The sequence below is a fragment of the Telluria antibiotica genome (genome assembly GCF_011682055.1).
In the GTDB taxonomy this organism is placed as follows: domain Bacteria; phylum Pseudomonadota; class Gammaproteobacteria; order Burkholderiales; family Burkholderiaceae_D; genus Telluria; species Telluria antibiotica.
Window position 1 is genome coordinate 133,277 of sequence record NZ_JAAQOM010000013.1, and the last position, 15,976, is coordinate 149,252.

Here is a 15,976-nt window from a genome sequence, read left to right on the forward strand (position 1 = left end):
GCTCGTTCCATCCCGCGTAGCAGCAAGGCACGTGCCAGCGTGCCCTCAGTTACCCGTGGAGGTGCCGCGCCGCCGCGAGGAAATCGTCCTTCGAGATGCCCGGCAGCGTGAGGATGTCCGCTTGCGGATACCGCACGAAATTCCGGTCGATCGACCGGAGGTAGGCGGGGTCGTAGTGCTCGACGAGCAGCTGGTCGACGAGCTCCGGCATGCGGCCCGTGTTGGCGAGGTCGTGCCACGCCTCGATGCGCGCGCGGCCGTGCAGTTGCACGAGGTGGGCCAATTGCGCGTTGAGCGTGGCCGGGTCGGCGCAGAAGTGGTGATAGTCTTCCATCAGCAGTTGCACGCGGAGCGGACGGTCCAGCTGCAGCGCGATGCAGGGCGCGGCGCGCATGCGTTCCATGACCGCGTCCGGCACGCGCAGATTGCCCACCTTCTTGCTTTCCGATTCCACGAACACGGGCCTGGCCGGATCGAAGCGGCGCAGCTTGTCCCAGATGCGCGTCTCGAACATCTTCTGGCTCGGCTGCGGCTCGCCGGGCAGGTGGCCGAGGACGGAGCCGCGGTGCGCCGCCAGCCGCTCCAGGTCGAGCACTTGCGCGCCGATGGCGTCCAGCGTTTCCAGCAGGCGGCTCTTGCCGCTCCCGGTCGTGCCGCAGACGACGCGGAAATCGAGCGGTGGCGGATTCTCCAGCGCGGCCGCGACATACGCGCGATACGCCTTGTAGCCGCCGTCGAGCTGCACGACGGGCCAGCCGATCTTCGCGAAGATCAGCGCCATCGAGCCGCTGCGATTGCCGCCGCGCCAGCAATACACGAGAGGTTTCCAGTCCTTCGGTTTGGCGGCGAACAGCGTCTCGACATAGTGTGCGATGTTCTTCGCGACGAGCGGCGCCCCGATCTTCTTCGCTTCGAACGCGCCCACCTGCTTGTACGTGGTGCCGACGAGGACGCGCTGCGCGTCGTCCAGGGTCGGGCAATTGATGGCGCCGGGGATGCGGTCGAGCGCGAATTCCGACTCGCTGCGCGCGTCGATGATGGTGTCGAACTGGTCGAGCATGGGCAGGACGTCGTCGACGCCGAGGACTGCGGGGTATTTCATTATCGTTTCACGAGGGGCGCGAATTGCGGCCAGATGTTGTTGAGGATGGTAGGATGGGCCGTCGCGAGCGGGTGCATGCGGTCGGCCTGGAAGTTCGCCGGGTCTTGCGCGACGCCGTCCAGCATGAACGGCACGAGCGGCACCTTGTAGGTACCGGCAAGGTTCTTGTACATGCCCGCGAAGCGTTCCGTGTAGGCGCGGCCGTAGTTCGGCGGCATGCGCATGCCGACGAGCAGGACCTTCGCCTTGTTCTGCTGCGCCAGCTGGATCATCGTGCGCAGATTGTCTTCCGCAGCCGGCACCGGCAGGCCGCGCAGGCCGTCGTTCGCGCCCAGTTCCAGCACGACGACGTCCGGCTTGTGCTGCTGCAGCAGCGCGGGCAGGCGCGTGCGGCCGCCGCTCGTCGTCTCGCCGCTGATGCTGGCGTTGACGACGTGCGCATCGATCTTCTCGCGTTTCATGCGCTGCTCCAGCAGCGCGACCCAGCCCGCGCCGCGCGCGAGGCCATATTCGGCCGACAGGCTGTCGCCCACCACGAGTACGGTTTTTGGGGCAGAATAGGCGCTCCCCGACGCGGCCCATGCCAGCGCCGCGACGGCGACCATCGTCCAATTCTTCAGCAGAGCAAGCATGCGTGATATTCCCGAGGCGTCAAATAGAGGTGCAGGACAGGAGGGCAACGGGCGGCCCGCGATCGCCGTGCGCGCGCTGTCGAAGCGCGTGCGCGACGCCAGCGGCGAGCTCACGATCCTGCACGACGTCGATTTTACCGTGCAACCGGCCGAGACGCTTGCCCTCGTTGGCGCCTCCGGCTCCGGCAAGTCCACCTTGCTGGGCCTCCTGGCGGGCCTCGACACGCCGTCGTCGGGCCAGGTCGTGCTCGACGGGACCGACATCTTCGCGCTCGACGAGGATGGCCGCGCCGCGTTCCGCAAGGCGCGGCTGGGCTTCGTGTTCCAGTCATTCCAGCTGCTCGCCCACTTGAACGCGGTGGAAAACGTGATGCTGCCGCTGGAACTGCGGGGCGATGCCGACGCGCGCGCGAAGGCCGAGACGATGCTGGGCCGCGTGGGCCTGGCAAGCCGCCTGCGCCACTACCCGAAATACCTGTCCGGCGGCGAGCAGCAGCGCGTGGCGCTCGCCCGTGCCTTCGTGACGGAACCGCCGCTGCTGTTCGCGGACGAGCCGACGGGCAGCCTCGATGCCGCGACCGGCGATGCCGTCATCCGCCTGATGTTCGAGCTGAACCGCGAACGGGGCTCGACGCTCGTCCTCGTCACGCACGACCCTGCGATGGCGGCGCGCTGCGGCCGGACGCTCACCATCGCGGCCGGTCGGCTCGTTCAGTAGGGTGGGCACCCCGTGCCCACGCGTAACGTGTGCGTAACGCGAACGTCCGCGTGGGCACGGGGGTGCCCACCCTACGAAGATCTTCAGCCGCGTGTTGCGTATTGGCGGGGTCGACCATATGAAGGTGTTCAGGTTTGCTCGGCGTCCGACACGAGCGCATTGAGCTCCGCCCGGATCGCCCGCGGCAGCTCGCCCGCCGTCAGGCCGATGGGGCCGACGCCGCCCGCCACCAGCCGGTCGGCCGCCGCGCCGTGCAGCCACACGGCCGCCAATGCGGCCTCCCACGCGGGCCAGCCCTGGCTCAGCAACGTGCCGATGAGGCCCGCCAGCACGTCACCCGTGCCGCCCGTCGCGAGGCCGGGATTTCCCGTCGCATTGAGCGCCACTTCGCCGTCCGGCCGCGCCACGATGCTGCCGGCGCCCTTCAGCACGACGACGGCGTCCGTGCGCTGCGCCAGCTCGCGCGCATGCTCGAGGCGGTCGGCCTGCACGATGGCGGCCGTCACGCCCAGCAGGCGCGCCGCCTCCAGCGGGTGCGGCGTCAACACGGTGGGGCCCTCGTGCGCGGCGAGGCGCGTCGCGAGGTCGGGACTGGCCGCGCACAGGTTCAGCGCGTCGGCATCCACGAGCAGCGGGCCCGTGCCGTCGATGACCTTGCCCAGCAGATGCGTGGCGCCGGCGGAGTCGCCGAGGCCGGGTCCGGCGACGACGGTGCGGCCCTCGAACGCGAAGCCGGCGGCGTCGCGGAACATGATTTCCGGCTGCGGCGGGTCGTAGGCCGGAGCCGTGTCGACGGCCGCGACGAACACGCGTCCCGCGCCCGCATACAGCGCGGCGCGCGCCGCGAGGATGCCGGCGCCGGCCATCCCCCGCGCACCGCCCAGCACGGCGACGTCGCCGAATGTGCCCTTGTGCGAATTGCGCATGCGCGGCGCCAGCAGGCCTGCGAACAGTGCCGGTCGGTTCAGGCGCGCGCGGGCATGCTCGCCGTGCATCGACGCCGTGCCGAGGCGGTTTACGTGGACGCGTCCCGCGTGGTCGCAGCCGTCGCCCGTGTACAGGCCCGGCTTGTTGCCGAGGAACGTGATCGTGTGCGTGGCGCGCACGGCCACGCCGTCCGGGCCGATGATCGCGCCCGTGTCCGCATCGAGGCCGCTGGGCACGTCCAGCGCGAGCACGGGGCACGTCATGGTGCCCACGCGCTCCACGAGTTCGCGGGCGCGGCCATCCAGCGGGCGCGACAGGCCGATGCCGAACAGGCCGTCGACGACGAGGCAGGCGCCATCGCCGGCCTCCACGCCATCGATGAAGCGCGCACGGCTCGCTTGCGCGCGAGCGAAGGCGTGCTGCGTCTCCGGCGATGGCGCCGCGCCCGCCAGGTGGACGACGTCGACGTTGGCGCCGAAGTTGGCGAGATTCGCGGCGACTTCGAGCGCGTCGCCGCCGTTGTTGCCGGGGCCGGCCAGCACGAGGATGCGGCCGTTCGGCAGGCCGCCCAGCACTTCGAGTGCGTAGGTCGACGCGGCTTCGCCCGCGCGCTGCATCAAGGTGCCGGGCGGCAGTTGCGCTTGGGCAGCCTGTTCGATGGCGCGGATCTGTGCGACGCTGTAGAGCGGATTGTCCATGGTGGCTCCAAATAGCACGGAAGTGCGCAAGCATGCATTTTCGCCAAAATCCGCGGAGCGCGCGACTACAATAGCCGCTGGCTTGACACGACGAGGATTTACGATGGATTGGCAGTTCTGGATCGACCGCGGCGGTACCTTCACGGACATCGTGGGACGCCGGCCCGACGGCGCCCTCGTCACCCACAAGCTGCTGTCGGACAATCCGGAACAGTACCGGGACGCCGCCGTCGCCGGCATCCGGCATCTCCTTGGCCTTGCGCCGGGCGCCCCCGTTCCGGCGGGACAGGTCGAGGCCGTCAAGATGGGTACGACGGTGGCCACCAACGCGCTGCTCGAGCGCAAGGGCGCGCCGACCGTGCTCGCCATCACCAAAGGTTTCCGTGACGCCTTGCGCATCGCCTATCAGAACCGGCCACGCCTGTTCGACCGCCACATCGTGTTGCCCGAGCTGCTGTATGGCCGTGTCGTCGAGATCGACGAGCGCATCGGTGCGCACGGCGACGTCGTCGTGCCGCTCGACGAGGCGGCCGCCACGCGCGACCTGCAGGCCGCCTATGACGCCGGCATCCGTGCATTGGCCATCGTGTTGATGCATGGCTACCGTTACCGCGCGCACGAGGACGCCGTCGCGCGCATCGCCCGCGCCATCGGTTTTACGCAGGTGTCCGTGTCCCACGCCGTCAGCCCGCTGATGAAGCTCGTGGCGCGCGGCGACACGACGGTCGTGGATGCCTATCTGTCGCCGATCCTGCGCCGCTACGTCGACCAGGTGGCGCACGAACTGCCCGGTGTGAACCTGCAGTTCATGCAGTCCAGCGGCGGCCTGACGGACGCGCGCGCGTTCCAGGGCAAGGACAGCATCCTGTCCGGCCCCGCTGGCGGCATCGTCGGCATGGTGCGCGCGAGCCGCCTCGCCGGATTCGATCGGGTCATCGGCTTCGACATGGGCGGGACGTCGACGGACGTGTCGCACTACGCGGGCGAATTCGAGCGCGTGTTCGAGACGCAGGTGGCCGGTGTGCGCATGCGGGCGCCGATGATGAGCATCCACACGGTGGCGGCGGGCGGCGGCTCGATCCTCCACTTCGACGGCAGCCGTTATCGCGTGGGGCCCGACAGCGCGGGCGCGAATCCGGGGCCGGCCAGCTATCGGTGCGGCGGGCCGCTCGCGGTCACCGACTGCAATGTCATGCTCGGCAAGATCCAGCCCAGGCACTTCCCGCACCTGTTCGGCCCGGACGGCAACGCGCCGCTCGACGCCGACGCCGTGCGCGCGCGTTTTTCGGACATGGCCGACGACGTCGAGCGCGCGACCGGCACGCGGCCCGCGCCGGAAGCGGTGGCCGAAGGTTTCATCCGCATCGCCGTCGGCAATATGGCGAACGCGATCAAGCAGATTTCCGTGCAGCGGGGCCACGATGTGACGGACTACGCGCTGACGAGCTTCGGCGGCGCGGGCGGCCAGCACGCCTGCCTCGTCGCGGACGCGCTGGGCATGAAGACCGTGTTCATCCACGCGCTCGCGGGCGTGCTGTCCGCGTACGGCATGGGCCTCGCGGACCAGGGCGCGCTGCGCGAGCGCGCCGTCGAGCGCCGGCTGGACGATATCGGCCCCGACGTCCTCGCGGCCGAGCTCGATGCGCTGGCGGTTGCCGCGCGCGCCGACTTGCTGGCGCAGGGCGTCGCGGACGACCGCATCGCCGTGCTGCGCCGCGTGCACCTGCGCTACGAAGGAACGGATTCCGCCATCGTCGTGATGGACGGCGAGCGCGCGGCGCTGCAGGCGCAGTTCGAAGCGGCCTATCGCCGCCGCTTCTCGTTCCTCATGCCGGGCAGGGCGCTGGTCGTGGAAGCCGTGTCGGTGGAAGCGCTGGGCGCGTCCGACGTGCCGCCGGAGCAGCCGGTGGCGGTCGTCCCGCGCGACGGCGCGCCGCCCGTGTTCGAGACGGTGACGATGTACGCGGACGGTGCGTGGCGCGACACGGGCCTGTACCGCCGTGACGACATCGGTCCGGGCGACGTGATCGACGGCCCCGCCATCATCGCCGAGGCGAATGCGACGACCGTCGTCGAGGCGGGCTGGCGCGCTGAAGTCACGGCGTACGGCCACCTCGTGCTGCGCCGCGTGCAGGCGCTTGCGCGCGCCCATGCGATCGGCACGACGGTCGACCCCGTGATGCTGGAGATCTTCAACAACCTGTTCATGTCGATCGCGGAGCAGATGGGCCTGCGCCTGCAGAATACGGCGTACTCCGTCAACATCAAGGAGCGCCTGGATTTCAGTTGCGCGATCTTCGATGCAAGCGGCAACCTCGTCGCGAACGCGCCGCACATGCCCGTGCACCTCGGCTCGATGGGCGAAAGCATCAAGACCGTCATGCGCCGCAATGCCGGGACGATGAAGGCGGGCGACGTGTACGTGCTGAACGACCCGTACAACGGCGGCACGCATCTGCCCGACGTCACCGTGATCTCGCCCGTGTTCGATGAGGCGGGCGAAACGATCCTGTTCTATGTGGGCTCGCGCGGCCACCACGCGGACATTGGTGGCACGACGCCGGGCTCGATGCCGCCGGATTCCGCGCATATCGACGAAGAGGGCGTCCTGATCGACAACGTCAAGCTGGTCGACGGCGCCGACGGCGTCCTGCGCGAAGCGGAGATGCGCGCGCTGCTCGCGGGCGCGCGCTGGCCGGCGCGCAACCCGGACCAGAACATGGCGGACTTGCGGGCGCAGGTCGCCGCGAACCAGAAGGGCGTCGACGAGCTGCGCAAGATGGTCGCGCATTTCGGGCTGGACGTCGTGCGCGCGTACATGGGGCACGTGCAGGACAATGCGGAGGAAGCCGTGCGCCGCGTCATCACGGCGCTGTCCGACGGGCATTTCGTGAACGACCTCGATAACGGCGCGCGCATCGAAGTCGCGATCAAGGTCGACCGGGACGCTCGCAGCGCGGAGATCGACTTTACTGGCACGTCGAGCCAGCTGCCGAATAATTTCAATGCGCCGTCCTCCGTGTGCATGGCTGCCGTGCTGTACGTGTTCCGCACGCTCGTCGACGACGCCATCCCGCTGAACGCGGGCTGCCTGAAACCGCTGAAGGTGATCATTCCGCCGGGCTCCATGCTCAATCCGCATTACCCGGCCGCGGTCGTGTCGGGGAACGTCGAGACGTCCACGTGCATCACGAATGCGCTGTACGGCGCATTGCAGGCGATGGCGGCCGCGCAGGGCACGATGAACAACTTCACGTTCGGGAACGCACGTTACCAGTATTACGAGACCATCTCCGGGGGCTCCGGCGCGGGACCGGGCTTCGACGGTACGGACGTCGTGCAGACGAACATGACGAACTCGCGCCTCACCGACCCGGAGATCCTCGAATTCCGCTTCCCCGTGCGGCTGGAAAGCTACGCGATCCGGGAAGGTTCGGGTGGCGCCGGCCGCTGGCACGGCGGCAATGGCGGCGTGCGGCGCATCCGCTTTCTCGAGCCGATGACGGCCGCGATCCTGTCGAACAACCGCGTCCACGCGCCGTTCGGCATGGCGGGCGGCGCGCCGGGCGCGCGTGGGCGCAACCTCGTCGTGCGGGCCGACGGGCGCGTCGAGGAACTGGGCCACATCGGCAAGGCCGAGATGGGCGTCGATGACCAGTTCGTGATCGAGACGCCGGGCGGCGGCGGGTACGGCGCGGTGTGAGGCGCCGGCCCGCTATACGTTTTTCGCCGGCGGGTATATGAAATCGGAAGTTCTCCGTTCGTGAGCCGCGTCCGATACTCTCGTGCCGGCGCGTGCCGGCGAGGGATTCGCTCATGACCACACCAAAACACCTGTTGCTTTCCTTGGCGCTGTTCACAGCGCTGCCCGCGTTCGCCGCTGCGCCCGGCGACGTGCAAACCATCACGCTGGACGCCCGCACGCCGGGCACGCGCTTCGACGGCATCGGCGTCGTGGACGGCGGCGGCGCCACGTCCGTGCTGCTGAAGGATTATCCGGAGCCGCAGCGCAGCCAGATCCTCGACCTGATGTACAAGCCGCGCTTCGGTGCGTCCGTCAGCGCCCTGATCGTCGAGATCCCCGGGGACGGCAATTCGACGCAGGGGTCGATGCCCAGCCATCGCCACACGCGCGCGGACGCGAACTACGGCCGCGGCTACACGTGGTGGGTGCTGCGCGAAGCGAAGCGGCGCAATCCGGCGCTGACGCTGGACGCCGCCGCGTGGAGCGCGCCCGGCTGGATCGGTGACAGCGGCGGCAACCACGACTTCTTTTCGCCCGACGGCGCCGACTATTACGTCAGCTGGCTGAAAGGCTTGCGCGACGTGTACGGACTCGAACTCGACGCGATCGGCAGCCGCAACGAGCGGGGCGTCAGCTACGATTTCGCGAAGACGCTGCGCGCGCGCCTCGATGCCGGCGGCTTCGCGAAGGTCAAATTGCACAGCTTCGACAACTGGCCCGACGACACGAAATTCGATTTCGTGAAGGACATGCCGAAGGATGCCGACTTGCGCAAGGCTATCGACATCATCAGCGCCCACGTGAACGCGCCGGAATCCGTCGTTCCCACGTGGGTGCGCGAGGCGGCGGCCGGCATGGGCAAGCCGATCTGGAACACCGAGCAGCACGTGTACGTGGCCGGCTTCGACGGCGCGCTGGGCATCGTCCAGGCGTTCAACCGCAACTGGATCGACAGCGGCGTGACGAAGATCGTCAACTGGTACGGCATCGCGGGCCTGTACACGCTCGAACCTTACTCGGGCGTGAAAGAGGCGGCCATCCGCGCGAACTGGCCGTGGAGCGGCCATTACGAGATCAATCCGCAGTTGTGGGCCTATGCGCACTACGGCCAGTTCACGGCGGCCGGGTGGACGTATCTGCCGCACGGCAGCGGCGCCCTGCCGGCCGGCGGAAGCTACGTGTCGCTGAAGTCGCCGGGCCGTGACTACAGCGTGATCGTCGAGACACGCCATGCAAGCGCGCCGCAGACGCTGCGCGTGGCCGTCGGTGCCGGACTCGCGAAGGGCGACGTGGCCGTGTGGCGCAGCGATGCGCACGCGCAGTTCGTGCACGTCGCGGACCTGCATCCGAAGGGCGGTGCCGTGGCGCTGACCGTCGACCCGGACGCGATCTATTCGCTGACGACGACGCGCGGCCAGCAGAAGGGCAGCTTCGCCAACGTGCCGGCGCCGCGGGCATTCCCGTTCCCGTTCCGCGAGACGTTCGAGCGCTACGGCGACGGCCGCGCATGGGGCTATCTGCCGCGCTACTTCGCCGACATCGAGGGCGCGTTCGAGCTGGCGCCCTGTCCGGACGCCGGTCGCACGTGCTTGCGCCAGACCGTGCCGGTGCGGCCACATTCGTGGGCGCCCGACTGGAAGCCGTACACGATCCTCGGCGACGACGGCTGGACCGATTACGAGGTCAGCGCGGACGTGAGGATGGGCGCGGGCGAATCGGCGGCCGTGATGGGACGGATCAACGACGTCGGCAGCGGCTATGGCGCGATCCCGAAGGGCTACTATCTGGAACTGGACGGCAAGGGCGAGGTGCGCCTCGTCGTCGTGCGCGGCAAGGTGGACAAGAAGGCCCTCGTCGGCGACGCCGAACAGCAAGCCCTGATCAAGGCCGCGAACGACGCGGCGGAGGGCGGGGAGAAAGTGCTGGCGCGGGCCGCGCTCGGATCAACGGCCGACGGCTGGCATACGCTGAAGCTGCGGTTCAGCGGCGCGAACATCCGCGGCTACGTCGACGGCAAGCCCGTCGTGGAGGCGACGGACGCCCTGTACGGCAAAGGCATGGCGGGCCTGCTGGCCGGGCCGGCGCAATCGGGCCTCAGCATGCCCTATTACCGGGACGTCGTCGTGAACCGCGTCGACGGCGCGCTGCCGGCACCGACGGCGCCGTTGCCGGGCCAGGCGCCGCTGTACACGCACACGCGCTGAGCGAGGATCAGGACGAGATGCCGTACTTGCGCTTCGCCGCCGCCATCTCCGCGTCGAGGGCGGCGAGGCGCGGGTGCGCGGCATCGAGGGCGCGGATGTGTTCCAGCTGCTCCTGTGCGAGCGCCGCGAGCGGGTGGTCCCAGCCCATCTCCATGACCTGGCGGAGGACGCCGCCGACGACCGCGATCATCACCTGCAGGTTGTTCGGCGCCATGTGCAGCGCTTCCAGCAGCGTCTGGACGGCACCGCGCACGTCGCCCATATTGCGCTTTTCGTCCGCCACGCCGAGCAGGATCTGCGCCTGCGCGCGGAGTTGCCGGCTCATGCCGTCAGCGAGGTCCGGCCGGCCCGCCTTGACGAACACGTTCAGCGCCTGCTGTGCGGACAGCGCATCGTCGCCGGCGTTCAGCGCGCCCAGCATCATTTCCGACGCCTCGTCGTCCATGCGGTGCGCGAGGCAGCTCTGCGCCAGGCCCACGCGCATGTTCGGCGACAGCGGGTCGCCCGCGCGCACGGCGTCCACGGCCGTTTTCAGTTCCTTGACGGCGGCGGCGGCATTGCCGGCCGCGTCGTGCACGAGCGCGACGGAGATCGCCTTGCACGTGTCGGCCGCCGGCGTGCCGCGCAGCGATCGTTCGAGGTCGCGGATGACGGTCGACGCACCGGCCGGATCGCCCTTGCCGACGAGCGCACGCACGAGGTTCACGTGATCCTCGGGGTTGCGGAATTCCGAGAAGCGCGAGCGGGTGACGACCTGGCGGAACGATTTCTCGGCGCCGTCCGTGTCGCCCGCCTCCAGCGCGACCTCGCCCAGCTTGCGCAGCCGGCGCACGACGTACGGCGAGATGGCGACGGCGTCCTCCAGCGTCTTCTTCGCGAGGGCGGCGTCGCCGCGCTCCTGCTGGCAGCGCGCGAGCAGGTCGTACGCGGCCATCAGGCGCGGGTTGTCGGCGACGAGCTGCTCCAGCAGCGGAATGGCGTCGAGCGTGCGGCCCTGGGCCGCGACGGCGCGCGCGAGGCCCAGCCGCGCCCAGCCTACGGGCTTGATGGCGAGGACGTCGCCGTACACCGTCTCCGCCAGATCGTGCTCCTTCAGCGACGTGTGCAGTTCGGCGCGCAGCCGGGCGAAGTCGAGCGCGTACGCGGGGCGCGTGCGCGCGGACTCGATCGCCGCGTCGATCGCTTCGCGCGCGCGGCCCTGGGCAATCAGCTGGTAGACCGGCAGCAGGGCGGTGCGGCGCGTCACGGCCTTCTGGATGCGCTCATGCAGTACCTGCGCCGTGAATGGCTTGAGGATGTAGTCGGTGGGCGTGAGCTCGGCCGCGCTGACGACCTTGCCGTACGCGCCTTCCGCCGTCAGCATGACGAAGATGGCCCACGGTGCGATGATGCGGTGGTGGCGCAGGTCTTCCAGCAGCTGCTGGCCGTCCTGGCCTTCATTGCTCGTCGTGCCGCTGCCGAGTTCGTACTCGCACAGGATCACGTCGAACGACTTGCGGCCGAGCGCCTTGATCGCGGTGCTCGCGTTCACGGCGGATTCGATGCGCGTCACGCCCGACTGGTTGAGCATGTTCTGCAGGTTCGCGCGCAGGCCCGGGTTCGGGTCGACGATGAGGACACTCAACTGGGCGTTCAGCGGGGCCGCCGGCAGGTTGGCAGGCGCCGCGCCCGGGGTACCGGTCGGGCTGGATGGGCTGTTTTCTGGCATGCTTATCGTTATCCGTCGGGCCGCGCGAAGGGTTTTTTCACACTACGATACCGGTAAGCTGCCACGTCGGCAACTTTTCGCTCGCCAACCGTCGCCTCTGGCCGACGGGGAGGGGGCCGACGCTGTATAATAGCGGGCTTCTTTCACCCGCAGCCACGCTGCATCAACCGACTTCCAAGCCATGTTGATTCTGCCGGGTTCCAACGCCCTCTCTGCCTTCCGTAGCCAACGCCTCCTCGCGCAACTGCAAGCCGTCGCCCCGACGATTGCAGACGTGTCCGCACGCTACTACCATTTCATCGATGCAAGCGCGCCCCTGTCCACGGAGGACACCGCGCGCTTGAGTGCCATGCTCACCTATGGCGAGCCTGTGCCGGAAACGCAGTACGAGGGCGTCACCGAGGAATTCTTCGTGATTCCGCGCCTCGGCACGATCTCGCCGTGGGCGTCGAAGGCCACCGACATCGCGCACAACTGCGGCATGGCCCACATTCACCGCGTCGAGCGCGGCGTCGCGTTCACCGTCGTGCTGAAGAGCGGCATCCTCGGCACGGGCTTCGGCGCGCCGAAGAAGCTGGCGGAGAACGAGATCCAGGCCATCGCCGCGCTGCTGCACGACCGCATGACGGAGACGGTGCTGCGCAGCGCCGACCAGGCCAAAGCCCTGTTCACGGACCTGGAAAGCCGTCCGCTCGAGCAGATCGACGTGCTGGGCCAAGGCCGCGCGGCGCTCGTCGAGGCGAACGCCACGATGGGCCTGGCGCTGGCGGAGGACGAGATCGACTACCTGTTCGACGCGTTCTCCCGCGTGCAGCGTAACCCGACGGACGTCGAGCTGATGATGTTCGCGCAGGCGAACTCCGAGCACTGCCGCCACAAGATCTTCAACGCCGAGTGGACCATCGACGGCGTCAAGCAGGACAAGAGCCTGTTCCAGATGATCAAGAATACGCACCAGCTGCAGCCGAAGGGCACGATCGTCGCGTACAGCGACAACTCGGCGATCATGGAAGGCGCCGAGGCATTGCGCTTCTTCCCGCAGGCCGGCAGCCAGGCGTACGCGCCCGTCACGCAGCTGACGCATACGCTGATGAAGGTCGAGACGCACAACCACCCGACGGCGATCTCCCCGTTCCCGGGCGCCTCGACGGGCGCGGGCGGCGAGATCCGCGACGAGGGCGCGACGGGCCGCGGCGCCAAGCCGAAGGCCGGCCTGACGGGCTTCACGGTGTCGAACCTGTACCTGCCGGATGCCGTGCAGCCGTGGGAAAACGCGGCGAACGTGAACTCGGCCGACAAGGGAGGCAGCGATAAAGTCTACGGCAAGCCGGAACGCATCGCGTCGCCGCTGCAGATCATGGTCGACGGCCCGCTCGGCGGCGCCGCCTTCAACAATGAATTCGGTCGTCCGAACCTGGGCGGCTACTTCCGCGTCTACGAACAGAACGTCGGTGCGACTGCCATCGGCGCGAACACTGTGTACGGCTACCACAAGCCGATCATGATCGCGGGCGGCATCGGCAACATCTCGGCCGACCACACGCACAAGAACGACATCCCCGTCGGCAGCCTGCTGCTGCAACTGGGTGGCCCGGGCATGCGCATCGGCATGGCCGGCGCCGCGGCATCGTCGATGGCGACGGGTACGAACACGGCGGACCTGGACTTCGACTCGGTCCAGCGCGGCAACCCGGAGATGGAACGCCGCGCGCAGGAAGTCATCAACAGCTGCTGGCAGCTGGGCGCCGAGAACCCGATCATCTCGATCCACGACGTGGGCGCGGGCGGCATCTCGAACGCGTTCCCGGAAATCACGAACGACGCCAAGCGCGGCGCCACGTTCGACCTGCGCAAGGTGCCGCTGGAAGAAAGCGGCATGTCGCCGAAGGAAATCTGGAGCAACGAATCGCAGGAGCGCTATGTGCTAGCGATCTCGCCGGACGATCTGCCGCGCTTCGCCGCCATCTGCGAACGCGAGCGCTGCCCGTTCGCGGCGGTCGGCGTCGCGACGGAAGAGCGCCAGCTGCGCCTCATCGACCCGATCACGAACACCTCCCCGGTCGACATGCCGATGGACGTCCTGCTCGGCAAGCCGCCGAAGATGCACCGCAACGTCGAACACGTGAAGGACCAGTTCAAACCGGTCGACGTGACGGGCCTGGACCTGGAAGAAGTCGCGCGCCGCGTGCTGCTGCTGCCGACCGTCGCCGACAAATCGTTCCTCATCACGATCGGCGACAGGACCGTCGGCGGCATGAGCGTGCGCGACCAGATGGTCGGTCCGTGGCAGGTGCCGGTCGCTGACTGCGCTGTTACCACGTTGAGCTTCGAAGGCTACAAGGGCGAGGCGATGGCGATGGGCGAGCGTACCCCTGTCGCCGTCATCGACGCCGCCGCGTCGGGCCGCATGGCCGTCGGCGAGGCCATCACGAACATCGCCGCCGCGCCGATCGCGGATATCTCGCAGATCAAACTGTCCGCGAACTGGATGGCCGCATGCGGCCAGCCGGGCCAGGATGCCGCACTGTTCGACACGGTGAAAGCCGTGGGCATGGAGCTGTGCCCGGCGCTGGGCGTGTCGATCCCGGTCGGCAAGGACTCCCTGTCGATGCGTACCACGTGGAGCGAGGACGGCGAGAACAAGGCGGTGGTATCGCCCGTGTCGCTGATCGTCTCGAGCTTTGCGCCCGTCACGGACGTCCGTAAAACCCTGACGCCGCAATTGCGCACGGACCTCGGCGAGACGTCGCTGATCCTCATCGACCTGGGCCGCGGCAAGAACCGCCTGGGCGCCTCGGTACTGGCGCAAGTGACGCAGCAGCTGGGCAACGACACGCCGGACGTCGACAACCCGGCCGACCTGAAGGCATTCTTCGCCGCGATCCAGCAACTGAACAACGACGGCAAGCTGCTCGCCTACCACGACCGTTCGGACGGCGGCTTGTACGCCACGTTGTGCGAGATGGCGTTCGCGGGCCGTGCCGGCGTCTCCGTCAACCTGGACATCCTGACGATGGAAGGCGAGCACGCGTCCGACCACGGCGATGCCAAGAACTGGGCGTCGCAAGTGGGCGAGCGCCGCAACGACCTGACGCTGCGCGCGCTGTTCAACGAAGAGCTGGGCGCCGTCGTGCAAGTCAAGACGTCCGAGAAGTCGGATGTGATGAACGTGCTGCGTTCGTTCGACCTGGGCGCATGCAGCCACATCATCGGCAAGGTGAACGACCGCGGCGTCGTGGAATTCACGCGCGACACGAAGGTCATCTACAACAAGCGCCGCAGCGAACTGCACCGCCTGTGGAGCGAGACGAGCTGGCGCATCGCGCGCCTGCGCGACAACCCGGCGTGCGTCGACCAGGAATACGACCGCCTGCTGGACGAGCAGGACCCGGGCTTCACGCCGAAGCTCGTGCACGACACGACCGTGAACATCGCGGCCCCGTTCATCGCGACGGGCGCGCGTCCCACCGTGGCGATCTTGCGCGAGCAGGGCGTCAACTCGCACATCGAGACGGCATGGGCGATGCACCAGGCGGGCTTCAACGCCGTCGACGTGCACATGAGCGACCTGATCGCCGGCCGCGCGAAGCTGGACGATTTCAAAGGCCTGATCGCCGTGGGCGGTTTCTCGTACGGTGACGTGCTGGGCGCGGGCGAAGGCTGGGCCAAGACGATCCTGTTCAACCCGGAGCTGAAGGCTGCATTCGCTGCCTTCTTCGGCCGCGGCGACACGTTCGGCCTGGGTGTCTGCAACGGCTGCCAGATGATGAGCAACCTGAAGTCCATCATCCCGGGCGCGGACGCATGGCCGAAGTTCACCCGCAACAAGTCGGAACAGTTCGAGGCGCGCTTCGGCATGGTCGAGGTGATGGATTCGCCGTCGATCTTCTTCCAGGACCTGGCAGGCACGCACGCGCCGCTGGCGATCGCGCACGGCGAAGGCTACGCGGACTTCTCGCAGACGGGCGACGTCAGCAAGGTCGTGAAGGCGCTGCGCTACATCGACAACCGCGGCGCTGCGACCGAGGTGTATCCGTTCAACCCGAACGGCTCGCCGGAAGGCCTCACGGCCGTCACGACACCGGATGGTCGTTTCACCGTCATGATGCCGCACGCGGAGCGCGTGGCGCGGACCGTTACCATGTCGTGGCATCCGGATGGCTGGGGTGAGGATTCGCCGTGGGCGCGCATGTTCCAGAATGCGAGGAAGTGGGTGGGGTAATTAACCTTTAAGAGCGCTCC

At 68.5% G+C, this 15,976-nt stretch carries 8 protein-coding genes; 4 read left to right on the forward strand and 4 right to left on the reverse strand.

Translation table 11 applies throughout. The features are described from left to right. Positions 1-49: 49 nt before the first annotated feature. Both mnmH and HAV22_RS20935 read right to left on the reverse strand, forming a co-directional pair. The gene (mnmH, locus tag HAV22_RS20930) at positions 50-1,102 is read right to left on the reverse strand and encodes a tRNA 2-selenouridine(34) synthase MnmH (protein WP_166861701.1); all 1,053 of its coding nucleotides are present in this window, start codon (positions 1,100-1,102) and stop codon (positions 50-52) included. Then, positions 1,102-1,734, reverse strand: a complete 633-nt coding sequence (locus HAV22_RS20935) for an arylesterase (protein ID WP_166861702.1) — start codon at positions 1,732-1,734, stop codon at positions 1,102-1,104. The genes mnmH and HAV22_RS20935 overlap by 1 nt, the downstream gene beginning before the upstream one ends. Here HAV22_RS20935 and HAV22_RS20940 point away from each other — a divergent pair. Then, complete coding sequence (locus HAV22_RS20940) at positions 1,733-2,452, forward strand: ABC transporter ATP-binding protein (RefSeq protein ID WP_166861703.1); 720 nt, start codon at positions 1,733-1,735, stop codon at positions 2,450-2,452. The genes HAV22_RS20935 and HAV22_RS20940 overlap by 2 nt on opposite strands. Before the next feature lie 128 nt (positions 2,453-2,580). Here HAV22_RS20940 and HAV22_RS20945 read toward each other — a convergent pair whose 3' ends face one another. After that, positions 2,581-4,077: an NAD(P)H-hydrate dehydratase gene (locus HAV22_RS20945; RefSeq protein ID WP_166861704.1), complete on the reverse strand. Its 1,497-nt coding sequence runs from the start codon at positions 4,075-4,077 to the stop codon at positions 2,581-2,583. A 103-nt stretch (positions 4,078-4,180) separates the two neighbouring features. On the opposite strand from HAV22_RS20945, the gene HAV22_RS20950 reads away from it, so the two are divergent. Continuing rightward, the gene (locus HAV22_RS20950) at positions 4,181-7,780 is read left to right on the forward strand and encodes a hydantoinase B/oxoprolinase family protein (protein ID WP_166861705.1); all 3,600 of its coding nucleotides are present in this window, start codon (positions 4,181-4,183) and stop codon (positions 7,778-7,780) included. A gap of 113 nt (positions 7,781-7,893) precedes the next feature. After that, positions 7,894-10,026: a glycoside hydrolase family 30 protein gene (locus HAV22_RS20955; protein ID WP_166861706.1), complete on the forward strand. Its 2,133-nt coding sequence runs from the start codon at positions 7,894-7,896 to the stop codon at positions 10,024-10,026. A 7-nt stretch (positions 10,027-10,033) separates the two neighbouring features. On the opposite strand, the gene HAV22_RS20960 is transcribed toward HAV22_RS20955, so the two are convergent. Beyond that, complete coding sequence (locus tag HAV22_RS20960; RefSeq protein ID WP_166861707.1) at positions 10,034-11,734, reverse strand: tetratricopeptide repeat-containing response regulator; 1,701 nt, start codon at positions 11,732-11,734, stop codon at positions 10,034-10,036. Positions 11,735-11,915: 181 nt separating this feature from the next. Here HAV22_RS20960 and purL point away from each other — a divergent pair, with 181 nt between their 5' ends. Beyond that, on the forward strand, positions 11,916-15,956 hold the full coding sequence (gene purL, locus HAV22_RS20965; RefSeq protein ID WP_166861708.1) for a phosphoribosylformylglycinamidine synthase: 4,041 nt from the start codon (positions 11,916-11,918) through the stop codon (positions 15,954-15,956). Positions 15,957-15,976 lie beyond the last annotated feature (20 nt).

Excerpts from the sequence above, each read along its gene's own strand:
- mnmH (WP_166861701.1), bottom strand. The coding sequence starts at position 1,102 with ATGAAATACCCCGCAGTCCTCGGCGTCGACGACGTCCTGCCCATGCTC.
- HAV22_RS20940 (WP_166861703.1), top strand. The coding sequence starts at position 1,733 with ATGCGTGATATTCCCGAGGCGTCAAATAGAGGTGCAGGACAGGAGGGC.
- HAV22_RS20935 (WP_166861702.1), bottom strand. The coding sequence starts at position 1,734 with ATGCTTGCTCTGCTGAAGAATTGGACGATGGTCGCCGTCGCGGCGCTG.
- HAV22_RS20945 (WP_166861704.1), bottom strand. The coding sequence starts at position 4,077 with ATGGACAATCCGCTCTACAGCGTCGCACAGATCCGCGCCATCGAACAG.
- HAV22_RS20950 (WP_166861705.1), top strand. The coding sequence starts at position 4,181 with ATGGATTGGCAGTTCTGGATCGACCGCGGCGGTACCTTCACGGACATC.
- HAV22_RS20955 (WP_166861706.1), top strand. The coding sequence starts at position 7,894 with ATGACCACACCAAAACACCTGTTGCTTTCCTTGGCGCTGTTCACAGCG.
- HAV22_RS20960 (WP_166861707.1), bottom strand. The coding sequence starts at position 11,734 with ATGCCAGAAAACAGCCCATCCAGCCCGACCGGTACCCCGGGCGCGGCG.
- purL (WP_166861708.1), top strand. The coding sequence starts at position 11,916 with ATGTTGATTCTGCCGGGTTCCAACGCCCTCTCTGCCTTCCGTAGCCAA.